Origin of the sequence: Streptomyces sp. NPDC048441 (assembly GCF_043200235.1) — a bacterium.
In the GTDB taxonomy this organism is placed as follows: Bacteria; Actinomycetota; Actinomycetes; order Streptomycetales; family Streptomycetaceae; genus Streptomyces.
Map to the genome: position 1 here is coordinate 17,354 of NZ_JBICXM010000011.1, position 21,791 is coordinate 39,144.

At 68.1% G+C, this 21,791-nt stretch carries 23 protein-coding genes; 9 read left to right on the forward strand and 14 right to left on the reverse strand.

Annotated elements, in window-relative coordinates; all coding sequences use genetic code 11:
• Positions 1-9 precede the first annotated feature (9 nt).
• The gene (locus tag ACGFSB_RS25560; protein WP_393403588.1) at positions 10-855 is read right to left on the reverse strand and encodes a helix-turn-helix domain-containing protein; all 846 of its coding nucleotides are present in this window, start codon (positions 853-855) and stop codon (positions 10-12) included.
• Positions 856-1,048: 193 nt separating this feature from the next.
• Between ACGFSB_RS25560 and ACGFSB_RS25565 the strand changes: the two genes are divergently transcribed.
• The 4 genes from ACGFSB_RS25565 to ACGFSB_RS25580 all read left to right on the forward strand — a co-directional run bounded on the left by ACGFSB_RS25565 (position 1,049) and on the right by ACGFSB_RS25580 (position 4,507).
• Positions 1,049-1,492, forward strand: coding sequence for an ATP-binding protein (locus ACGFSB_RS25565; RefSeq protein WP_393403591.1), 444 nt, complete (start codon positions 1,049-1,051; stop codon positions 1,490-1,492).
• 243 nt (positions 1,493-1,735) lie between these two features.
• On the forward strand, positions 1,736-2,335 hold the full coding sequence (locus tag ACGFSB_RS25570; protein ID WP_393403594.1) for a Uma2 family endonuclease: 600 nt from the start codon (positions 1,736-1,738) through the stop codon (positions 2,333-2,335).
• A gap of 108 nt (positions 2,336-2,443) precedes the next feature.
• Positions 2,444-3,490, forward strand: a complete 1,047-nt coding sequence (locus ACGFSB_RS25575) for an NlpC/P60 family protein (protein ID WP_393403597.1) — start codon at positions 2,444-2,446, stop codon at positions 3,488-3,490.
• 297 nt (positions 3,491-3,787) lie between these two features.
• A complete protein-coding gene (locus tag ACGFSB_RS25580) occupies positions 3,788-4,507 on the forward strand; it encodes a phosphatase PAP2 family protein (RefSeq protein WP_393403599.1) in 720 nt (239 codons plus the stop codon).
• Between the two features lie 314 nt (positions 4,508-4,821).
• Here ACGFSB_RS25580 and ACGFSB_RS25585 read toward each other — a convergent pair whose 3' ends face one another.
• Positions 4,822-6,408 carry an FAD-binding oxidoreductase gene (locus tag ACGFSB_RS25585; RefSeq protein WP_393403601.1) on the reverse strand — a complete coding sequence of 529 codons (1,587 nt, stop codon included), beginning with the start codon at positions 6,406-6,408 and terminating at the stop codon, positions 4,822-4,824.
• Between the two features lie 84 nt (positions 6,409-6,492).
• Complete coding sequence (locus ACGFSB_RS25590) at positions 6,493-6,648, reverse strand: hypothetical protein (protein WP_393403603.1); 156 nt, start codon at positions 6,646-6,648, stop codon at positions 6,493-6,495.
• A 119-nt stretch (positions 6,649-6,767) separates the two neighbouring features.
• Here ACGFSB_RS25590 and ACGFSB_RS25595 point away from each other — a divergent pair, with 119 nt between their 5' ends.
• Together ACGFSB_RS25595 and ACGFSB_RS25600 are read left to right on the forward strand one after the other, a co-directional pair.
• Entirely contained in the window at positions 6,768-7,589 is an 822-nt protein-coding gene (locus ACGFSB_RS25595; protein WP_393403606.1) for a hypothetical protein, read from the forward strand.
• A 131-nt stretch (positions 7,590-7,720) separates the two neighbouring features.
• Positions 7,721-7,912 carry a hypothetical protein gene (locus ACGFSB_RS25600; RefSeq protein WP_393403608.1) on the forward strand — a complete coding sequence of 64 codons (192 nt, stop codon included), beginning with the start codon at positions 7,721-7,723 and terminating at the stop codon, positions 7,910-7,912.
• Between the two features lie 116 nt (positions 7,913-8,028).
• Here the strand turns inward: ACGFSB_RS25600 and ACGFSB_RS25605 are convergent, their stop codons facing one another.
• Complete coding sequence (locus ACGFSB_RS25605) at positions 8,029-8,388, reverse strand: metal-sensitive transcriptional regulator (protein ID WP_393403610.1); 360 nt, start codon at positions 8,386-8,388, stop codon at positions 8,029-8,031.
• Positions 8,389-8,603: 215 nt separating this feature from the next.
• On the opposite strand from ACGFSB_RS25605, the gene ACGFSB_RS25610 reads away from it, so the two are divergent.
• Entirely contained in the window at positions 8,604-9,224 is a 621-nt protein-coding gene (locus ACGFSB_RS25610) for a DUF47 domain-containing protein (RefSeq protein WP_383282026.1), read from the forward strand.
• Positions 9,225-9,233: 9 nt separating this feature from the next.
• Positions 9,234-10,232: an anion permease gene (locus tag ACGFSB_RS25615; RefSeq protein WP_393403614.1), complete on the forward strand. Its 999-nt coding sequence runs from the start codon at positions 9,234-9,236 to the stop codon at positions 10,230-10,232.
• Positions 10,233-10,358: 126 nt separating this feature from the next.
• Here ACGFSB_RS25615 and pstB read toward each other — a convergent pair whose 3' ends face one another.
• The 10 genes from pstB to ACGFSB_RS25665 all read right to left on the reverse strand — a co-directional run bounded on the left by pstB (position 10,359) and on the right by ACGFSB_RS25665 (position 21,042).
• Positions 10,359-11,135: a phosphate ABC transporter ATP-binding protein PstB gene (pstB, locus tag ACGFSB_RS25620; protein ID WP_393403617.1), complete on the reverse strand. Its 777-nt coding sequence runs from the start codon at positions 11,133-11,135 to the stop codon at positions 10,359-10,361.
• 50 nt (positions 11,136-11,185) lie between these two features.
• Positions 11,186-12,235 (reverse strand): phosphate ABC transporter permease PstA, encoded by a 1,050-nt coding sequence (pstA, locus tag ACGFSB_RS25625; RefSeq protein ID WP_393403620.1) that lies wholly within the window; start codon positions 12,233-12,235, stop codon positions 11,186-11,188.
• The gene (pstC, locus tag ACGFSB_RS25630; RefSeq protein ID WP_393403622.1) at positions 12,232-13,254 is read right to left on the reverse strand and encodes a phosphate ABC transporter permease subunit PstC; all 1,023 of its coding nucleotides are present in this window, start codon (positions 13,252-13,254) and stop codon (positions 12,232-12,234) included. The genes pstA and pstC overlap by 4 nt, the downstream gene beginning before the upstream one ends.
• 117 nt (positions 13,255-13,371) lie before the next feature.
• Entirely contained in the window at positions 13,372-14,502 is a 1,131-nt protein-coding gene (gene pstS / locus ACGFSB_RS25635) for a phosphate ABC transporter substrate-binding protein PstS (protein ID WP_393403624.1), read from the reverse strand.
• A gap of 222 nt (positions 14,503-14,724) precedes the next feature.
• Positions 14,725-15,174, reverse strand: a complete 450-nt coding sequence (locus ACGFSB_RS25640) for an NUDIX hydrolase (protein ID WP_393403627.1) — start codon at positions 15,172-15,174, stop codon at positions 14,725-14,727.
• Positions 15,171-16,307 carry a CHAD domain-containing protein gene (locus ACGFSB_RS25645; protein WP_393403629.1) on the reverse strand — a complete coding sequence of 379 codons (1,137 nt, stop codon included), beginning with the start codon at positions 16,305-16,307 and terminating at the stop codon, positions 15,171-15,173. Before ACGFSB_RS25645 ends, ACGFSB_RS25640 begins: the two co-directional genes overlap by 4 nt.
• Entirely contained in the window at positions 16,288-18,534 is a 2,247-nt protein-coding gene (locus ACGFSB_RS25650) for an RNA degradosome polyphosphate kinase (protein ID WP_393403631.1), read from the reverse strand. Before ACGFSB_RS25650 ends, ACGFSB_RS25645 begins: the two co-directional genes overlap by 20 nt.
• 224 nt (positions 18,535-18,758) lie before the next feature.
• A complete protein-coding gene (locus ACGFSB_RS25655; RefSeq protein WP_393403633.1) occupies positions 18,759-19,730 on the reverse strand; it encodes an ABC transporter permease in 972 nt (323 codons plus the stop codon).
• The gene (locus ACGFSB_RS25660) at positions 19,727-20,629 is read right to left on the reverse strand and encodes an ABC transporter ATP-binding protein (protein ID WP_393403635.1); all 903 of its coding nucleotides are present in this window, start codon (positions 20,627-20,629) and stop codon (positions 19,727-19,729) included. Before ACGFSB_RS25660 ends, ACGFSB_RS25655 begins: the two co-directional genes overlap by 4 nt.
• Complete coding sequence (locus ACGFSB_RS25665) at positions 20,626-21,042, reverse strand: GntR family transcriptional regulator (RefSeq protein WP_393403638.1); 417 nt, start codon at positions 21,040-21,042, stop codon at positions 20,626-20,628. Before ACGFSB_RS25665 ends, ACGFSB_RS25660 begins: the two co-directional genes overlap by 4 nt.
• Positions 21,043-21,187: 145 nt before the next feature.
• Here ACGFSB_RS25665 and ACGFSB_RS25670 point away from each other — a divergent pair, with 145 nt between their 5' ends.
• Complete coding sequence (locus ACGFSB_RS25670) at positions 21,188-21,745, forward strand: hypothetical protein (RefSeq protein WP_393403640.1); 558 nt, start codon at positions 21,188-21,190, stop codon at positions 21,743-21,745.
• Positions 21,746-21,791: the final 46 nt, after the last annotated feature.

A 21,791-nucleotide genomic window follows, 5' to 3' on the forward strand; every position in this document is an offset into this window, starting at 1 on the left:
CAGCTTCCTCTACAGGTCTCGGATGATGCTGTGGATGAAGTCGCGGGACTTCACGGGTGGGAGCGCTGTGGCTTCCATGCGGTCGAGCAATACGCGGTACTTGGCGAGCTGGGCCTCGGCGTCGAGGAACACGGGGCCGTGTGACTGGTCGAGGTTCACTGTGTCGAGTTGGGGAACCGTGCCCGCTGAGTAGTAAATCGACTGCCCTGAGCCGGGGAACGTACCGGCGGCGAACGGGATCACGTGGATGGTGATGTGCTCCCGCTCGCTCATGTCGACGAGGTGCTTGAGCTGAGCCCTGGTCACGGTGAGGCCACCGAACTGCATGCGGAGGGCCGCCTCGTGGACGATCGCCTGGTTTGCTGTCGGCCCGTCGCGGAACAGGACGGCCTGCCTCTTGATCCTGTACGAGATGCGGTGCTCGATGTCCGGAGGTGACAGCTCCGGCACGTCTTGGCGGAAGATCTCGCGGGCGTAATCCGTGGTCTGAAAGAGGCCGGGGATGTGGACGGTCACGGCGGTTCGCAGCAACGTGGCGTGGTGTTCGACCTCGGCCAGGTCGAGGAGTCCGGCGGGCAGGATCTCGCGGTACTCCTCCCACCACCCGCGTGTCCGTTCAGTGGTCATGGCGGCTAGCGCCTCGATGAGGGCCTTGTCCGAGCAGTCGTAGTGGCAGGCCAAAGCGCGTACCCGTGCCGAGCTCATGCCGAGCCGACCGGACTCCATGTTGCTGACCTGGTTCTGCTTCACGCCAAGCAGCTTCCCTGCCTCCGTCGAGGTGAGGCCTGCCCGTTCACGGAGCTTGCGAAGCTCACTGCCCAGCCGGAGTTGACGTCCCGTCGGGTTTGTTCTCACGGGCGCGCTCGCCTCTCCTCTGTCCAGTCACTCACACGAGTGGTTGTGCAGGGCTTTTCAGGTTTTCGATTAACACCTTAACAAGCCGCCGCTACGTTATGTATGGCGCCGATCCCCGGAAGTACCCCGCTCGACGGAGCGGCAGCGTCACCGGGCAGAACCCCGTAACTCCCGTCCCTGAACGGAGACTTCCATGCCGCCCACAACCGTATCCCCGCCCTGGAGCTACACCCTCCAACTCCCGCACGACCCCCGCGCCCCCGGCATCGCCCGCGCCACCCTCCGCGCGGTCCTCGCCACGTACGGCCTCGCCGAACTCGCCCCCACCGCCGAACTCCTCGCGGCGGAGATGCTGAACAACGCCCACTGCCACACCGAAGGCCCCTACGCCCTCCGTCTCCGCCACTCCTCCCCGAAGGGGATCCGCGTCGCCGTGTGGGACTCCAGTCCGCAGATCCCGCCCGGATTCGGGCAACCCGGCGGCCCACCCGCCCCGGTGGCTGCGGCGGACGCCGAGAGCGGGCGCGGCCTGCACCTCGTGCAGGCGTGCGCCGACGCGTGGGGTGCGTACGCCCTCGGCGGCACTCCCGCCACGCACGGCGGCAAGCTGCTGTGGGCCGAGTGCGGGCGGGGGTGAGTGTCAGTGCGGTCGCCTACCGTGATGGAAGGTGGACAGACAGTGGCGGAAGGGGTGGGTGGCGTGACCGACGCAGAGCAGCGGCAGCGCATGAGGGCTCGGGCGTGTGGACGTGCGGAGGGAACAGTTCAGGCCGCAGGCGATCCGGCACAGTACGGTGAGAGCACAGCCGAGCGGGATACGGGTCCTCCCCTCTCTCCCGCTCGCGCAGCCGCACTGTCTGAGGGTCGGAGGCCGCGAACGATGTCCGTGTCGCCCGAGTCCAAGATGTGGCCGCTCCCCCGTCCGGGGAATCTGCGCGAGGTCGCCGAGAAGATCGAGAACGCGACTGGTCTGCGCGCGCAGATCGTGGGAGGAAGCCTCGTGATGTCCCCGACTCCGCGTGGGAAGCATGCGGGCGTGATCGCAAGGCTGCGCAGGCAGTTGGAGTCGGCCCTCCCCGAAGGGCTGGCGGCGTACGAGGTGTCCTCGATCGCGCTGCCCGACGACCCGGACGATTACGTCACGCCGGACCTCATCGTTCTGCCCGAGGAATGGGAGGACGACGACGACTGGCTGGCCGCGCCCGAGGACGCCGGGCTCACCGTCGAAGTGATCTCCAAGTCCGAGAAGTCCAAGGAGATGAGGGACAAGGCCGACTGGTATGCGAGGGCGGGTGTCGCCGTGCTCTTGGTCGTCGACCCCCGGAACGGGACGTGGACGTTGCGCACGCGGCCGGAGAAGGGCGCCTACCAGGACACGGTGCGAGGAAAGTACGGCGAGACCGTGCCGCTGCCTCATCCCATCGGCTCCGACATCGCGACGGACGGGCTCCCGATGTACGGGGACGGGCCACGTAGGTAACGGGGACGGGCCACGTAGGCAGGGGTCTACGTGTGATCCCCCGCAGGCACAGGTGCCGCCTCTACACTGAGGCGCGGTGGACTCCCGCGCGGTGAGGGGTGGTTGACGGTGCGTAAGACGTGGCTGGTCGCGGCCGTCGGCATCAGTGGGGCGATGAGCTTTATCGCCCTGCTCGTCGTGGGCACGTATATGGCCGCCGGGAGCATCGCCAACGGGGCCGGTGAGGGGAACGTCGGGCTCGCGAAAGGCGCCGTGCCCGCTACCTATCAGCCCCTCGTCCAGAAGTGGGGCAATCTCTGCAAGGCCATCAACCCCGCCCTGCTCGCCGCCCAGCTGTATCAGGAGAGCGGGTTCAACCCGAACGCGAAGAGCCCGGCCAAGGCCCAGGGGATAGCGCAATTCATCCCGGGGACGTGGGCCTCGCACGGGGTCGACGGTGACGGTGACGGCGATCGCGACGTCTGGGATCCCCAGGACGCCATCCCGTCCGCCGCCTCGTACGACTGCAAACTCGCCAGCTATGTGAAGGACGCGGCGGGAAGCCCGACGAAGAACATGCTCGCCGCGTACAACGCGGGCGCCTACGCCGTCATCAAGTACGGCGGAGTGCCGCCTTACAGCGAGACCCAGAATTACGTGCAGACCATCACGACCCTGGCGAAGAGCTTCGCCAAGCCCACCGGCCGCGTGCAGCCCTCGCAGCAGGCCGCCGGAGCCATCTACTACGCACAGAAGAAGCTCGGCACGGAGTATCTGTGGGGAGGGAATGGAACAGCCGATCAGAACGGTCGGTTTGACTGTTCCGGCCTTACGCTCGCCGCCTATCGGAGCGTGGATATCGAGCTGCCGCGCGTCGCGAACGACCAGTACAACGCGGGAGCACATCCGAAACGGGACGAACTGCTCCCGGGCGACCTGGTGTTCTTCTCGGACGACCTCACCAATTCCCGCGCCATCCGACATGTGGGGATCTACGTGGGCGGCGGCTACATGATCGACGCGCCGCGGCCCGGTGCCGTGATCCGGTTCGACCCGATCGACACACCGGATTATTTTGGCGCGACTCGCGTCACCGAGGACGGGGCGAAGGCGCTGCCCGAGAAGCAGCCCGGCGAGGTGTCCGACAAGGTGTCCGGCCGGCGTTCCGAGGTCTGAGAGGTCCTCGCGCACACCCCGCACAGGGGCGTGCGCGGGGCGTGATGTGGCTTGAACTCTCCGTCAGTGTGCTCCCCTGAGCTGCGGCGATGAGTCTCTCTTCGATAACGTCTGAGTGATCATTCGGTAGAGCGTGGAACGTATGTAGGGGGACCACGCGTTTCCTTGACTGAAAGAGCGAGACCACCCAGTAGCGGGCAGCACTGACCACGCAGCAAGCAGCACTGACCACGGGGGTTGATGGCAGGGCGCACGGCAAGGTGCGTCCATGGCGAGAAGACAAGGGGCCGCAGCACCATGGCTGGACTCGACACAACTGGGTCGAACCCCGACGTCAGCCTGCTCTACGACATCAACGGCCTGGCTGAGGATTCGCCGGCCTTGCTGGCCAAGTCGATGGAATTCGTCGGTGAGTACGGGCTGCTGCTCGCCCTTGTTCTGCTGGTCGTCTGGTGCTGGTGGGGGCAGCGGAAGCGCGGGAAACTGGATGACGCCGCTTCGTCCGTTGCCGCCGTTGTCTGGGCGCCGCTCGCGGCAGGGATCGCTGTCCTGGTGAATGTGCCGATCCGCGGATTTGTCGAACGTCCACGGCCTTTCAAGGTCCATGACGGTCTTGAGGTGTTGGTCAAGGGAAAGACCGACTTCTCCTTCGTGAGTGATCACGCGACGCTGGCCATGGCTCTGGGTGCCGCCCTTTTCGTGGCCAACCGGAAGTTCGGTCTTGTCGGCATTGCCCTCGCCCTCTTCGAAGGCTTCTGCCGGGTCTTTATGGGCGTGCACTATCCGACGGACGTCGTGGGCGGATTCGCGCTCGGGACGGCGGTCGCCCTGCTGCTCTCGCCGCTGGCGATGGCGCTGCTCACGCCTGTGGCCAAGGCTGTTGGGCGGACCCGGCGGGTCGGGTGGCTGGTGTGGGCGAAGCCGGCTCTGGAGGGCGAGGGGGCTGAGGGGGAGGCTGTGGCGGAGCTGGCTCAGCCGCCGGTGTCCGGTCCTGATGAGCGGGATCTCGCGGCGTAGGCGCAGCCGCGGTCTGCTCGCGCCGCCGCCGTAGCAGCCACCAGCCGGTGGCGGCCGCCGCCGCGGTCACTCCTGCGGAGGCGGCGGTCAGGGGGCCTGCGGCCGGGTGTTCTGGTTCTGTGCTTCTCGCCTGGGCCGCGGGGGTGGCCAGGGCGAGGAGGAGGGTGGTGGCGGCTGCGGTCTTGGCTATTCGTGGCCTCATGCATTCAGAGCAGCCGGGTCCTGGGGAGTGGGCCAGCTGAGGGCGTGTCGGGTGGGCTGTTCGGGTTGCGGAGGCGGCCGTACGGGGGACCCCCACGACGGGCTGAAAAGATTTACAAAGCCTGGGGGAAGTCGAAGAACCGCTTCGGGTCGTACTGCTTCTTCAGCTGCTTCAAGCGGCTTGCCGCCGAACCGTAGTACGCCTCACGCCAGTTGCTCAGGGTCGGGTCCGCGTAGTTCTGGTACGCCGCCCCCGACGCGTAGCGTCCCATCGCTCCGTGGGCCGTTTTCAGCCATGCCTGGGCCGGCTTGCCGGATGTGCCGGGGCGCCAGGCCGCCACGTACTGCGCGAGCATCCGGGAGCGGCGGTGCACGAACGCGGTGGCGGTCGGGTCGACCCGGTTGATCGCGCCGCCGAGTGCGGTCAGCGCGATGCTGCCCGCGCTCGCGCCCGTCACGTTCTCGATCTGCGTGAGCAGTGCGCGGATGCCCGCCGCGGACAGCGAGCGGTCGAAGAAGTCCGAGCCCGCGGCGTACGTCTCGCGGTTCAGGGCGCCCTGCGAGCTCCTTCCCGGCGTCGTGCCGGGCAGGTGGCACTGGGCGTCCGACGCGAAGGACGAGCAGCCCGCGTACACCTCCATCGATTCCTCGTACGAGCGTCGCTTGAGGGAAACGCTGCGTGCCGGGGCGCCGATCTTGTCCGCCAGGCGGTCCACCGCGTTCTGCAACTCCCCGTACGTGCCCAGCGAAAAGCACGCGACCGACACCGTGGGCGTGCCGCCCGGCGTGTTCGCCAGGTGTGCCGACGACCAGATCTCGTCCGGCTGGTCGGGGCCCCACTCCTGCCATGCCTTGATGACCGCCGCCGCCTTCGACCAGGGCCAGGTCATGTACGCCGAGACCCCCTGCGGGGCCGCGTGCGTGCGGAACTGGAGCTCCGTCACCACGCCGAAGTTTCCGTTGCCCGCGCCCCGCAGGGCCCAGAACAGGTCCTTGTTCTCGCTCTTGCTCGCCGTCAGCTGCTTGCCGTCCGCGGTGATGAGGGTCGCCGAGGTGAGACTGTCGCAGGTCAGGCCGTACGCCCGGGACACCACTCCATGGCCGCCGCCGAGCGTCAGGCCCGAGATGCCCACCGTCGGGCAGGAGCCCGCCGGGATCGTCACGCCCTTCGCCGCCAGCACACGGTAGACGTCGATCAGCTTCGAGCCCGCGCCGACCGTGGCCGTCGAACCACTGGCCCGTGTCTTGTTCAGCTTCGACACGTCGACGATCAGGCGTCCCGTGCCGGACGACCAACCCCCGTAGGAGTGGCCGCCGTTGCGTATCGCCACCTGGATGTCGTGTGCTCGGGCGTAGGCCAGCGTCGTACGGATGTCGTCGGGGTTCGCCACGTACGCGACCGCCGTCGGCTTCAGGCTGTCGTAGCGCGTGTTGTAGAGCTGCCTGGCCGCTGCCCACTTCGCCTCGCCCGGCTTGACCAAGGTGCCGTCCAGGTCCTTGGCGAGGGCGGTGAGGTTCGCCGCCGCGGACGCGGCGGCGCTCGACGTGCGCAGGGGAGTGCCCGAGCGTGACGTGCTGGCGCTGCGGGCCGTGGTTCCGCCGCCCGCGCCCCCGCCCCCGCCGCCCGAACTGGTGCAGCCCGTGGCCGCGAAGGCCGCCGCTGCCGCCGCTGTCGCACCGATGAACGTACGTCGTTCCATGACGAGCCTCCCGTTTGCTTCCCGGACTACGAGACGGCGTACGGGAGCTACGGGTTCCGGGGAGCGGGAGGTCTACTCGTGGGACTACGCCTCAGATGTGTGGGACTCGGCGTCCGTCCGCGCCTTGCTGCGCGCTCTGCGGGCCGGGCCGCGCCAGCCACAACTGCACCGGGCTGTGCAGAAACGGCCCTGCTCGACCGTCGTCGTGCGGTGGGGTTCGTCCTCTTGCTGCTCGGCCACCGCTCCACCGTACCCACGCCGGGCCGGTGCTCTTACGCGTGACGGGTCAACGTACCGGTCGTTACAGGAACAACAGGGGGACACACATCTCGCAGGAAGGCTTGGGGGTACGTCGGGCGATGGGTCAGCAGCACAGGCGCACAGGCGGGGCGGTTCTCACGGCCGCGGCGGTGGGTCTCATGGCCGTCGCCACCGGATGCTCGGGGAGCGGAGCAGCCGCCGACGACGGGCGGAGCACCTCCGAGGACGCGGTCGATGTGGTGCGGGGCTCCGCGGACTCCCTTGTCCGGGCGGGCAGTTCCAAGGCGCGTACGTCCATGGAGATGGCCAGCGGGGGGACCCGTGTGACCATCCGTGGAGAGGGTGCGTACGACTTCAGGCGGCAGGTGGGGCGATTCGTGGTGGTCCTTCCGAAAGATCCCGCCGGGGACGACGAGCACCGGCCCATCACCGAGTTGATGGCCAGTGGCGCGCTCTACATGAAGAACCGGGGGGCCGGGGTGCCCGCCGACAAGTGGGTACGGATCGACACGGCATCGCTCTCCGACGGGAACCTCGTCACGGGGGGCGCCACCGATCCGCTCGCCGCGGCCGAGCTGCTGAGGGGCGTGCGCAGGGCGTCGTACGTCGGGGAGACGGCGGTGGCCGGGGTGAAGGTGCGGCACTACCGCGGTACCGCTGACCTGCCGAGTGCCGCGAAGTCCGCTTCGGAGGGGCAGCGGAAGGCGCTGGGAGCGGCGGCGAAAGGGTTCAGCAAGGGTGCGGTGCCGTTCGACGCGTACGTCGACGAGGACGGGCGGCTGCGGAAGCTGCGCCAGCGGTTCAGCATCGCCAACGCGGAGGTCGCGTCGACCACGCTGCTCTATGACTTCGGGGCGCCGGTGGATGTGCGGTTGCCCGCGAGTGCGGACATCTTCGCTGGGAAGATTGCCGAGAAGTAGGGGGCACCCGGTATGGGTGGCTAGTCGCGTCCGGCGGTGTGGAAATGGTCCGTCCGTGCCATGCGCGGTGTGTAGGCCGCTCCCTACTCTAGGAAGTCGGTACCGGCAGGAAGCAAGGTCAGGAAGAGGTGATGAGCGTGGCTCCGGTGCGCGGTACGACTGTTCAGGACCACGTTGCCCTCGCCGAGATCGAGCTGTGCGGCGAACTCATCATCGCCGCGAGCGCGGCTGCGGGCGAGGAGCGGTTGAGTGCCGACCGAATCGACGAGGTCCTGAATGTCTCCACTGACGTGGAGCGGGATCGTGGTGAGGGCCGGGACTAGTCCCTGGGCCCGGCCATCGGGGTGGGTGCGGCCTGGGCCCCGCCGTGCTCCTTCGAGATCCAGGACCGCCGCTTCGCGGCGGAGGTTTCCCACTCGCCCACCCATCACCGGCAGTCTCAGGTGCGCATCATGCGCGCGATCGCCTTCGTTGCTTCCTCGACCTTCGCGTCGATCTCCGCGCCGCCCTTGACCGCCGCGTCCGCCACGCAGTGGCGCAGGTGCTCCTCCAGGAGCTGGAGGGCGAAGGACTGGAGAGCCTTGGTGCTCGCCGAGACCTGCGTGAGTATGTCGATGCAGTAGACGTCTTCCTCGACCATGCGCTGCAGGCCGCGGATCTGGCCCTCGATGCGGCGCAGCCGCTTGAGGTGCTCGTCCTTCTGCTTGTGGTAGCCGTGCACCTGCTGCTCGGGGGGTGCATCCTGCTCGGAGGGCGCATCGGGGGTGATGGCCGTACCGGCCGCCTCGGTGGTCGTCATCGCGTCCTCCTGATTGGACAGTCACTCTGCTGGGCAGTTAGTGGGAAAGCCGACGGTTTTCCTATACCCCCAACGGGTATAGGATACTCGATTGCTCGGGGGCCGTGCTGATCACTGTGCCTGATGGGCGACACTGGGGTCTGGCCGGTTAGCCGTGGCCGGATGATGCGCCTAGCATCAGCCTGACCGAATCCAAAGCACCCCGAGGACCCCACGTGCGCTTTCGTCTGACCCCCAGGGAGACGAGCTTCTACGACATGTTCGCCGCTTCCGCGGACAACATTGTCACGGGCTCGAAGCTCCTGATGGAACTGCTCGGGGCTGACGCCTCCGCCCGAGTCGAGATCGCAGAGCGTATGCGGGCCGCGGAGCACGCTGGAGATGACGCGACACATGCGATCTTCCACCAGCTGAACTCCTCCTTCATCACGCCCTTCGACCGCGAGGACATCTACAACCTGGCGTCGTGTCTGGACGACATCATGGACTTCATGGAGGAGGCCGTCGACCTGGTCGTTCTTTATCAGGTCGAGGAACTCCCCAAGGGAGTCGAGCAGCAGATCGAGGTCCTGTCGCGAGCCGCCGAGCTCACGGCCGAGGCCATGCCGAATCTGCGGACGATGGACAACCTCACCGAGTTCTGGATCGAGGTCAACCGTCTGGAGAACCAGGCCGACCAGATTCACCGCAAGCTTCTCGCCCAGCTCTTCAATGGCAAGTACGACGCCATGGAGGTCCTGAAGCTGAAGCAGATCGTCGACGTGCTTGAAGAGGCGGCCGACGCGTTCGAGCATGTCGCGAACACGGTGGAGACCATCGCGGTCAAGGAGTCCTGAGGCCTCTCCATGGACACCTTTGCTTTGATCGTGACCATTGGCGTCGCGCTCGGATTTACGTATACGAATGGCTTTCACGACTCTGCGAATGCCATCGCCACTTCCGTCTCCACCCGTGCGCTGACGCCCCGTGCGGCACTCGCGATGGCCGCCGTCATGAACCTCGCCGGTGCCTTCATGGGCAGCGGGGTCGCCAAGACGGTCAGTAAGGGCCTGATCGAGACGCCAGAAGGCAACAAGGGGATGTGGATCCTCTTTGCCGCCCTGGTGGGTGCCATCGTCTGGAACCTCGTCACCTGGTATTTCGGGCTTCCCTCTTCCTCCTCCCACGCACTCTTCGGTGGAATGGTCGGGGCCGCGCTCGCCGGTGGAATCGGGGTGATCTGGTCGGGAGTCCTCGACAAGGTCGTCATCCCGATGTTCCTTTCGCCCGTCGTCGGCCTGGTCGTCGGCTATCTGGTGATGTGCGCGATCATGTGGATGTTCCGCAAGTCCAACCCGCACAAGGCCAAGCGCGGATTCCGTATCGCGCAGACGGTGTCCGCGGCCGGTATGGCGCTGGGTCATGGTCTTCAGGACGCGCAGAAGACCATGGGCATCGTCGTGATGGCCCTGGTCATCTCCGATGTGCAGGATGCCGACGCGCCCATTCCGATCTGGGTCAAGATCTCGTGTGCGCTGATGCTGTCGCTCGGTACGTACGCGGGTGGCTGGCGCATCATGCGTACGCTCGGCCGCAAGATCATCGAGCTGGACCCGCCGCAGGGATTCGCCGCGGAGACCACGGGCGCGGGCATCATGTTCACCACCGCGTTCATGTTCCACGCGCCGATCTCCACCACGCATGTGATTACTTCCGCGATCATGGGTGTGGGTGCGACTAAGCGCGTGAACGCGGTGCGGTGGGGTGTTGCGAAGAACATCATCCTGGGGTGGTTCATCACGATGCCGGCCGCGGCCATTGTCGCCGCGGTGAGTTTCTGGATCGTGAATCTCGCGTTCCTGTAGGAATGCGGGAAAGCAGCAACGGAAAGGCCCGCCCCCCGGGAGCCAGGGGGCGGGCCTTTCTTTGTTGCCCCTGCGGTGGCACCGCCATGCAGCACCGCAAGGAGTCGGGGTGGTCGAGGACGTGGCCTAGCCGAAGCGGCCCGAGATGTAGTCCTCGGTGGCCTGTACGGACGGGTTGGAGAAGATCCGTTCCGTCTCGTCGATCTCGACGAGCTTGCCGGGCTGGCCGACCGCGGAGAGGTTGAAGAACGCCGTACGGTCCGAGACGCGCGCCGCCTGCTGCATGTTGTGCGTCACGATGACGATCGTGAAGCGCTCCTTCAGTTCGCCGATGAGGTCCTCGATGGCGAGCGTCGAGATCGGGTCCAGGGCCGAGCAGGGCTCGTCCATCAGGAGCACCTGGGGCTCTACCGCGATCGCGCGGGCGATGCACAGACGCTGCTGCTGGCCGCCGGAGAGGCCGGAGCCGGGCTTGTTCAGGCGGTCCTTGACCTCGTTCCAGAGGTTGGCGCCCTTGAGGGACTTCTCGACGATGTTGTTCAGCTCACTCTTCTTGTACGAGCCGTTGAGCCGCAGGCCCGCCGCCACGTTGTCGAAGATCGACATCGTCGGGAACGGGTTGGGGCGCTGGAACACCATGCCGATCGTGCGGCGCACGGCGACCGGGTCGACGCCGGGGCCGTAGAGGTCCTCGTCGTCCAGGAGCACCTTGCCCTCGACGCGGCCACCGGTGGTGACCTCGTGCATACGGTTGAGGGTGCGCAGGAAGGTGGACTTGCCGCAGCCGGAGGGGCCGATGAAGGCCGTCACGGAGCGGGGCTCCACGGTCATCGAGATGTCCTCGATGGCCTTGTGGGCGCTGTAGTAAGCGGTCAGGCCCGATACGTCGATTCGCTTGGCCATGGGGATCACTGCCTTAGAGGGGGTACGAGAGGGTCGCTGAGTGGCCGCGGTCAGCGGCCCGTCTTGGGGGCCTTCCAGCGGGCTACGCCGCGGGCCGCCAGGTTGAGGATCATGATGAAGCCGATGAGGGCGAGCGCCGCCGCCCAGGCGCGGTCGTAACCGGCCTGGTTGCCCGCCGCGTACTGCTGGTAGATGTACAGCGGCAGCGAGGCCTGCGAGCCCTCGAACGGGTTCGTGTTGATCATGGGGTTCACCCAGACCAGGAGCAGCACCGGTGCGGTCTCGCCCGCGATACGGGCGACCGCGAGCATGACGCCGGTCGTGATGCCGCCGATCGCGGTGGGCAGGACCACCTTGAGGATGGTCCGCCACTTCGGGATGCCGAGGGCGAGTGACGCCTCCCGCAGCTCGTTCGGTACGAGCTTGAGCATCTCCTCGGTGGAGCGCACGATCACCGGCATCATCAGGATGGCGAGCGCCATGGCGCCTGCCCAGCCGGAGAAGTCGAAGCCCAGGATCAGGATCCAGAAGCTGAGGACGAACAGACCCGCGACGATCGACGGGATGCCGGTCATGACGTCCACGAAGAACGTGACGACCTTGGAGAGCTTCCCGCGCCCGTACTCGACGAGGTAGATCGCGGTGAGCAGGCCGATCGGTACGGCGATGACGGAGGCCAGGAGCACCTGCTCCAGGCTGCCGATGATCGCGTGGTAGATGCCGCCGCCGGGCTCGTCGTCCGCGACCACGCCCATGGAGTGGGTGAGGAAGTAGCCGCTGAAGACGTGGGAGCCGCGCTCGACGGTCTCGTAGATCAGCGAGGCGAGCGGGACGACGGCGAGCAGGAAGGTGACCCACACCAGCGAGGTGGCGAGGCGGTCCTTGGCCTGGCGTCCGCCTTCGACGGTGACCGCGGCGGCGTACGAGACGAGGATGAAGAGGATGGCCGCGATCAGGCCCCACTGGATACGGCTGTCCAGGTCGGCCCCCGCACCGATGCCGATACCGGCGGCGGCGGAGCCGAGCGCGACGACGAGCGGCGTCCAGCGCGGGAGGCGGGCGCCCTGAAGGCTCGAGGGCTTGACGATGGTGGCGCTCATGCGTTGGCCCCCGAGTACTCCTTGCGGCGCGCGATGATCAGGCGGGCCGCGCCGTTGACCAGCAGCGTGATGACGAAGAGGACCAGGCCGGACGCGATGAGCGCGTCACGGCCGTACTCACTGGCTTCGTTGAACTTGCTGGCGATGTTCTGCGCGAAGGTGCCGCCGCCGGGGTCGAGCACGGACGCGCTGATGAGGAAGGTCGGGGAGAGCACGGTGGCGACGGCGATGGTCTCGCCGAGCGCGCGGCCCAGGCCCAGCATCGAGGCGGAGATCACTCCCGAGCGGGCGAAGGGGAGCACCGACATGCGGATGGTCTCCCAGCGCGTGGCGCCGAGCGCGAGCGCGGCCTCCTCGTGCATCTTCGGGACCTGCAGGAAGACCTCACGGCTCACGTTCGTGATGATCGGCAGGATCATGATCGCGAGCAGGATTCCGACGGTCATCAGGGAGCGCGGGGCGCCGCCCTGGTACTCGAAGACGCCGGTCCAGCCGAAGTAGTCGTCGAGCCAGCTGTAGAGGCCGGTCAGGTTGGGCGCGACCACGAGGGCGCCCCAGAGGCCGTAGACGATCGACGGCACGGCGGCCAGGAGGTCGATCACGAAGGCGATGGGGGTCGCCAGCTTGCGCGGCGCGTAGTGCGAGATGAACAGCGCGATGCCGATGGCGATGGGGACGGCGATCACGAGGGCGATCACCGAGCTCACCACGGTGCCGAAGACCAGGACCGCGATGCCGAAGTACGGCTTTCCGCCGGTGGAGGCACCGGCCGGGTCCCACTCGAAGGTGGTGAGGAAGTTGCCCGTGTCGTCCGAGATGGCGAGGGCCGCACGGTAGGTCAGGAAGGCCGCGATGGCGGCCATGATCACGAGAAGTGTGATGCCGGAGCCACGGGAGAGGCCGAGGAAGATCCGGTCGCCGGGGCGGGTCGCGCTGCGGCGGGGACGCTTGGGCGTGATGCCCGAGGGCCGCACGTCGTTGAGGGGTGGGGGTGCTGTCGTACTGCTTGGTATATCCATGGGGTTCTCCGGTCTGCGGAGCCAACGGCCGCTCTTTCGGCGGGAGTCGCTCCTGGCGGCGGTGCACCGGACGGTGCGGCCGGCCCTGAAAAGCGGGGCCGGCCGCACTCGGTTCAGCTAGCTCAGGCCCGCGACGGTCGTGCGGACCTTGGAGATGATCTCGGCCGGGATCGGCGCGTAGTCGTTCTCCTTGAGGACGTTCTGGCCGTCCTCGCTGGCGATGTAGGTCAGGAAGGACTTGGTCGCGGCGAGCGACTCGGCCTTGTTGCCCTTCTCGCAGAGGACCTCGTACGTCACCAGGGTGATCGGGTACGCGCCTTCGGCGGTGGGCTTGTAGTTCAGCTCGAGGGCGAGGTCCTTGCCCTTGCCGACGACCTTGGCCTCGGAGATGGCCTTGGAGGAGTTGTCGACGGTGGCCTTCACCGGCTCCTTGGCGTCGGTCTTCAGGTCGACCGTGCTGACGCCCTCGGAGGCGTAGGAGAGCTCGAAGTACGAGATGGCGCCCTCGGTCTGCTTGACCTGGCCCGCGACACCGGCGGAGCCGTTGGCGGACTGGCCGCCCTTGGCCTCCCAGGACTTGCCGGGCTCGTGCGACCAGGCGGCCGGGGCGGCGCCCTTGAGGTACTTGGTGAAGTTGTCCGTGGTGCCGGACTCGTCCGAGCGGTGGAACGCCTGGATCTTGGTCTTGGGCAGCTTGGCGTCCGGGTTCAGCGTCTGGATGGCCTTGTCGTCCCAGGTCTTGATCTTGTTGTCGAAGATCTTGGCGAGGGTCTCGGCGTCCAGGACGAGGTTGTCCACGCCGGGCACGTTGTAGCCGACGGCGATCGGGCCGCCGACCATCGGCAGGTCGATGGCCTGGCTGTTCTTGCAGACCTTCTTCGACGCCGCGATCTCCTCGGGCTTGAGCGCCGAGTCGGAGCCCGCGAAGGCGGTCTGGCCCTGCATGAACGCGGTGATGCCGGCGCCGGAACCCGTCGGGTTGTAGTTCAGCTGAACGTCCTTGCAGTTGGTCGAGTAGACCTTCCGCCAGGCGTCGATCGCGTTCTTCTGCGCGGACGAGCCGGAGGCCGCGAGCTGGCCCTTGGCGTCGTCACACTTGATGTTGGCGTTGGCGTTGCTCTCCTTGCCGGTGCCACCGTCGCCGCCGCTCGTGTCGTCGGAGCCGCACGCCGTGAGGGCCAGGGCGCTGGAGACGGCGATGGCGCCGAGCGAGAGGGCGCGGAGCCGGTTCTTGCGCTGAAGCTTCACTTTCGGGTTTTCCTTCCGGGAGCCGCCGGCCCTGTGCTGGCGGCGTGCGAGGTCTTCGTCGTTGTTGCGGTGCTGAGGTGCTGCGGTTCTGCGGTCTTACGTTGTGTTGTAAGGCCGAAATTAGGCAGGGCAGGTGAAGCGGCCGATGGGCAGGAGTGAACGGAGGGTGAACCTCGGCAGTCGGCCTGGTTAGGCGATCTGCTACGGAAAGTAGCTGATCCGTCACGCCGGGTTGAGGATGCTGAGCAGGGCGTCCACAAGCTGCTGGTCACGGGTTTGCGTGAGGCGGTTCCTGGCCGCGGCTGGGGGCAGCCAGATGATGCGGTCCACCTCACTGTTCGGCGTGAAGTGTCCGTCCGTCGCTTCCGCCGCCCAGTAGCTGACCTCTTTGGGGCGGCCCTGGGCCAGGTAGCGGACAGTGGGGAGCTGGGCGCCGGGGGCGCAGCGGTGGCCGGTTTCTTCCTCGACCTCGCGCAGGGCGCCTGCGAGGGGCGTCTCGGCCTCGGCTCGCTTCAGCTTGCCTTTCGGGTGCGACCAGTCGTCGTACTTCGGCCTGTGGACCAGGCAGATCTCCAGCTTTCCGTCGTACGGGGAGTGGCGCCACAGGACGCAGCCGGCGGCCCGGATGACGCCGCTGCTGCCGCCGACGCCGCCGTCCTGCCGCACGGTCATGGGGAGCCCACCGCCTCCGTTTCGCGGAGTTCGCGGAGCCAGGCCTGGTGGAACTCGAAGCGGGCCGCCTCGACCTCGTGGCGCTGGTCGGCGTGCAGGACGCCGAGCGCGTACGCCGTCGCAGGGGCGATGCGGGGGGTTCGGGCGGCAGCGGCGGCGGCGGATGCGGCGTCCGCGGCCTCCCGGTGGCGGTCCAGGGCGTGGCCCGCGTCGGAGAGGCGGAGATCGCCGTCAGGGCTGCCGGTGAGGACCTCCTGGGCGTACCTGTGCAGGCGCAGGAGGGCGCGGGTCTTCAGCCAGGGGGCGTCTTGCGCCTCGGGCGCGGCGTCCGCGGCGAGGCCGTGCACCAGGGCTTCGGCGTTGTAGGGGTGGCCTGCCTGACCCAGGGGGAGGTCGGTGACGGCCTCCGTGAGGTTCTCCTCCGCTCTGGCTGCCAGGGGCTTGAGGTCGTCCACCGTGTTGTTCCGCAGGGGGACCTCGCTGGCCAGTACCGCTACGTTGTCCGCCACGGCGTGGAAGCGGGAGGAGCCGAAGGCCTGGAGGGCGGTGGAGTGGGCCCGCGTCCTCGCGAGGGTGAGTTGCCGCTCCAGCAGTGCTGCTGCCTTGGCTGCGCCGACCGTGAGGCCCCTCGGAGTTCCGCCCTGTTCATCCGCACCCGGCGTCATGGGCTGTGCCCACCCGTTCCGCCGTGCGGAACGCCTGCCCACAGCCGGGACGGCCTGGGTGGGGTGCGCGCCTGCGGGCGTGCTTGCCACGGCGGTGACGTCGCCGCGAACCGGGGGCTGCGGCACCGTCGGCGTACCCGAAAGGCGGTGTAGCGCGTCCAGCAGGCGTTCCAAGCGCGTCGCGTACGCGTGCTCCCGGGCCAACGTGCCGGAGAGCCACGCCAGTTCGGGGCGCAGTCCGGCCGCCCACTCCTGGTCCAGGAGCGGGCGGAAAGTGTGCAGGGTGCCGCCGATGCGCCGTGCCGCGTGGCGCAGGGCCTTGGCTGCCTCCAGGGACTCCTCCGCGCCCTGTGCGTCCGTCGTCGACTCGCGGTGCAGCCGCAGCGAGCGCAGGAACTCCGTGGCCTGGCCCTGTAGGTAGGCCGACAGGATGTCGCCCGCCGTCGTCTCATGGTTTAGCTGTGCCACGCCGGCGCCTCCGGGCGTCTATGAGCATCTCCTGTACGTTCCGCAGGGGCTGGCCTTCCGGATCCAGCGAGTGCCGGGTCCAGTTGCCGTCCGCGCCCAGGTGCCAGGAAGCTGTGGTGTCCGACATGCCGGTCTCCAGGAGCCGGTTCAGCGCTGCCCGGTGCGCCGGGTCGGTGACTCTGACAAGGGCCTCGATACGTCGGTCGAGGTTGCGGTGCATCATGTCGGCGCTGCCGATCCACACCTCGGGCTCGCCCGCGTTGCCGAAGGCGAAGACGCGGGAGTGCTCGAGGAAGCGGCCGAGAACGGAACGCACCCGGATCGTCTCCGAGAGACCCGCCACGCCGGGCCGTACCGCGCAGATTCCGCGTACCCACACATCCACCGGCACGCCCGCCTGGGACGCGCGGTAGAGCGAGTCGACGACCGCCTCGTCGACCATCGAGTTGCACTTGATGCGCACGGAGGCGGGGCGACCCGCACGGTGGTGCTGGATCTCCTTCTCGATGCGTGAAATGAGCCCGTCGCGCAGGGACTTGGGGGCGACGAGGAGACGGCGGTAGGTCTCGCGGCGCGAGTAGCCCGAGAGCCTGTTGAAGAGGTCGGACAGGTCGGCGCCCACCTCCTGCTTGGCGGTGAGCAGCCCCAGGTCCTCGTAGAGCCTGGCCGTCTTGGGGTGGTAGTTGCCCGTGCCCACGTGCGAGTAGCGGACCAGCGTCTCGCCCTCCTGGCGGACGACGAGCGACAGCTTGCAGTGCGTCTTCAGGCCGACCAGGCCATAGACGACATGACAGCCCGCCTCCTCCAGCTTCCGCGCCCACTTGATGTTCGCCTGCTCGTCGAAGCGCGCCTTGATCTCGACGAGTACGAGCACCTGCTTGCCCGACTCGGCGGCGTCGATGAGCGCGTCGACTATGGGGGAGTCGCCGGATGTCCGGTAGAGCGTCTGCTTGATCGCGAGGACGTCCGGGTCGGCGGCGGCCTGTTCCAGGAAGGCCTGTACGGACGTGGAGAAGGAGTCGTACGGGTGGTGCAGTAGTACGTCGCGTTCGCGAAGGGCAGCGAAGATGTCCGGCGCGGACGCCGACTCCACCTCGGCGAGGTCGCGGTGCGTGCCCGCGATGAACTTCGGGTACTTCAGCTCGGGCCTGTCGAGCGCCGCGATGCCGAAGAGCCCGGTCAGGTCGAGCGGGCCCGGCAGCGGATAGACCTCGGCCTCGCTGATCTTCAGCTCGCGTACGAGGAGGTCCAGGACGTTCCTGTCGATGGACTCCTCGACCTCGAGCCGCACCGGCGGCCCGAAGCGGCGCCGCATGAGCTCCTTCTCCAGGGCCTGGAGGAGGTTCTCGGCGTCGTCCTCCTCCACCTCGAGGTCCTCGTTCCGGGTGAGCCGGAACATGTGGTGCTCCTGGATCTCCATGCCCGGGAACAGCTCCGCGAGGTGCGCGGGAGCCGCGATAACGTCCTCGATGGGGACGTACCGCTGCGGGGAGGCCTCAAGGAAGCGGGAGAGGAGGGGCGGAACTTTCACGCGAGCAAAGTGTGTATGTCCCGATACCGGGTTGCGCACGACCACGGCGAGATTGAGCGAGAGCCCCGAGATGTACGGGAAGGGGTGCGCCGGGTCGACCGCGAGGGGGGTCAGGACGGGGAAGATCTGCTGCCGGAAGAGCGTGAAGAGGCGGGACTGCTCCTTCTCGGTCAGCTCGTTCCAGCGGACCAGGTGGATGCCGTCGTCGGCCAGGCCGGGGGCGACGTCCTCCTGGTAGCAGGCGGCGTGCCGGGCCATGAGCTCGCGGGAGCGGTTCCAGATCAGCTCCAGGACCTCACGGGGTTGCAGGCCTGAGGCCGAACGGGTGGCGACGCCGGTCGCGATGCGCCGCTTCAGGCCTGCCACCCGGACCATGAAGAACTCGTCCAGGTTCGAGGCGAAGATCGCGAGGAAATTGGCCCGTTCGAGGAGTGGTGTGTTCGGGTCCTCGGCGAGCTCCAGGACGCGCTCGTTGAAGGCGAGCCAGCTGCGCTCCCGGTCCAGGAAACGGCCCTGCGGAAGCTCCTGGCCGTCGTGCCCCACCTGGCCGTCCTCGTCGTACGCGTCGAGATCCGCGTCGATGTCGGGGTCGAGGTCGGACACCGCGGCCGACAGCGTGTGCGGGCGGTGCGCGGCGATGGAACCCACGGAGGGCTGGGCGTGCTGGACCTGTCCTTGCGTGCTGGGCTGGCTCATGGCCCCATTCTTCCGCGCGGGGACCCCGATGGGCGCGTCGGAGAGTGCCGGGGCGATGACGAGCTTCCCGTTCAGGGGAGGAGGGTCGGGCACGGCGGGCTGCATTGAGTGAGCGTCGCAAGCCAGTCTGAATCACTGGTTACGGCGACATGACGTGCGGGACATGTACCGGAGGCCCCCGGGCGTCTACACATCCGGGGGCCTGTGCTTCCGGGGTCCGTCCGTCAGGGCGTACGACGCCTGAGCACGCGGAACGCGGCGTACGCGGCAGTCGCGGCGAGGGCGAGGACGATGCCGGTCTCGATGAACTGGACGTACCAGAAGTGGGAATGGGGGTGGACGTCGGCGTACCAGCCGGTGATGCGGGTGTCGGACGGGCAGGGGAAGTCGGCCGTCTGCTCCGGGGAGCACTGCCTGTCGATGAAACGTTCGCCGGCGGCGTTGTGGACCCCCATGTCGATGATGAGGGAGTCCACGGGGACGTCATGCATCGTGTAGCTCGTGGACGTGCCCGAGGCGGGCCCGGAGATCGTCTTCACCGGGAACAGCTGCCACCGCACATTGCCCATGACCAGCAGTACGAGTCCGGTGACAAGGCCCCCGGCGGCCAGCGCCACCAGCGTGCGACGCACAAGGAGACCGACGAGTGCGCCGACCATGACGCCGAGAAGGCAGTACGCGACGAGTACCGGGCCGATGGACTCATAGACGCCGCGGTCGGCCCACCCCAGGTCCCACACCCCGCCGACTCCGGACCGGCCGCCCCAGAAGACCGCCATCAGCGCGAGCCCGCCCGCCACGCTCGTCACGGCGAACACCGTCAGCTTCGACAGCAGCCAGCGCGCGGGCGACACCGACTGGGTCCAGGCGAGCTTGTGGGTCCCCGACTCCATTTCGCGGGCGATGACCGGGCCCGCGACGAAGGCTCCTATCAGGATGGGGATCAGGAGCATTCCCAGGGAGTAGTCCCTCAGGAACTCGTACAGCAGTGTCCGGGCGCTGGAGAAGCCGAGGAACGTGTCGCAGGAGCCGTTGGAGGTGCAGGGGCCGGTGGGCTCGGGGTAGGCGTGGTTCGCCCAGCGGAGAAGGCCCGTCACCACGGCGGCGAGCACGACGAGGCCGAGGCCTGCGCGCAGCGCGGTGCGGTGTACCCGGACGTCGGCCCAGCGCGGACCGCGCAGCAGAGGGGAACTCATACCGTCACCTCGCGCTCGGCAGCAGGCGCCGTGCTCGGCGTCAGCAACGCAGGCGCGTCGGGGGAGCGCAGATGGGCGAGCAACAGTTCCTCCAGGGACGGCTCTTCGAGGTCCCAGCCTTCGCCGACCGGGCCGTCCGGCCGGATCAGCGCGGTCAGGCCGCGCCCGGTGGCACGGGATTCGACGACGGTGTGCGGGGCGAGGTCCTCGACGGGGCGGCGCCCGGTGACCAGGGCGTGCGCGGAGACGATGTCGTCGATGCCGCCGCCGAGCCGGACCTGGCCGCCGGAGACGAGCAGCAAGTGGTCGCAGGCGTCGGCCAGTTCACCGACGATGTGCGAGGACATCGCCACGGTGGTGCCGTGCTCGGCGGCCTGCGCCATCAGCGTCCCCATCAGCTGATGGCGGGCGAGCGGGTCGAGATCGGCCATCGGCTCGTCGAGGAGCAGGAGTTCGGCCCGCTTGCCGAGCGCGAGAGCGAGCGCGACGCGGGTGCGCTGACCGCCGGAGAGCGTGCGCACGCGCAGCTTCGGGTCCAGGTCCCCTTCGCGTACGACACGTTCGGCGATGGCGGCGTCCCAGCGCCCGGGGTTCAGCTCGGCGCCGAGCCGCAGGGTGTCGGCGATGCTGAGCTGGGGATAGAGGGGCTTGTCCTGGGCGACGTACGCGATGTGCTCACGCGCGCCGGCCGGGTCGGTGCCGAGCACGGTGAGCGTGCCGTCGGTGGGACGGAGCACCCCGGCGGCGAGGGCGAGCAGTGTCGACTTGCCCGCGCCGTTGGGGCCGACGACCGCACAGATCCGTCCGGCGGGCAGCCGGAAGGAGCAGTCGCGCAGGGCGTGGCCGCGCCGCCCGTAACTCTTCGTCAGCGCGGCCGCCTCGATGGCGGTGTCGGTCATGCGGGGTCCCCCTCGGTCACGTGCTCTGTGTGCTCTGACTCGGTGAACTGCTCTTCCAGCACGGCGCTGAACAGCGCCGCGACGTCGTCCCTCTCCAGACCGGAGGCGCGGGCACGGGCGGCCCACTGGCTCAGTTCGCCGCGCAACGGGGAGTCGGTGGGCGTCGAACCCAGCGACTTCCGTACGAAGGTGCCGAGCCCGCGGCGGGCCTCGACCAGGCCCTCGCGTTCCAGTTCGCGGTAGGCCTTCAGGACCGTGTTGGGGTTGATGGCCGTGGCCTCGACGACCTCACGGGCCGTCGGAAGCTTGTCGCCAGGCTCCAACAGGCCAAGACGCAGGGCCTGTCGGGTCTGCTGGACGATCTGGAGATAGGTGGCGACGCCGCTGCGCCGGTCGATACGGAACTCGACCATGCCCTTGCACCACCCTTTCACTAATTGAGTAGTGAAAGGGTGGTGCAAGGGGGCGAGTTCCGTCAAGGGGGAGGTGACCTTGTAACGTCTGCCGCTCAGCATTTGACGTGAACATGTGTGGAAAGTCGGGGGACTTACGTTGTCCATGCCTCCGCCGCCTCAGGGCGGCTACCAGCAGCCTCAGCAGCCTTACGGCCAGCAGCCGTACCAGGGTCAGCAGCCGTACCAGGGGCAGCCGCAGTACCAAGGGCAGCCGCCCCAGTACGGCCAGCAGCCTCAGCAGCCGTACGGCCAGCAGCAGTTCGCACCGCAGCAGCCTCAGCCACCCCAGCAGCCCCAACGCCCGCGCGGCGGTGGCGGCGGCTCGTTCAACCGGCAGTCACCCGTGATGAAGGCGGTGGTCCTGCTCATCGCCGCTGTCGTCGCGGGCGTCTGGTGGTATTCGAGCCGGGGCAACACCACCGGGCCCGGCAGCGAGACCTCCAAGCAGCCCGCGGTCGCCGAGGTCGGCGACTGCGTGCAGAACAAGGGGTCGAGCAGCAGCCCGGACATGGAGATCATCGGCTGCTCGGACGCCAAGGCGGAGTACAAGGTCGCGAGCAAGTACGAGGCCGAGTGCAAGCCGGGTCAGTCCCACTACGAGCAGACTCGGCGGGGCCGGGTGCAGTTCGAGATGTGCCTGACGCCGGTCACGCCGAAGTAGCCGGAACCGCAGAACCGAAGGGCGCGGAGTTCCCCAGGGGAACACC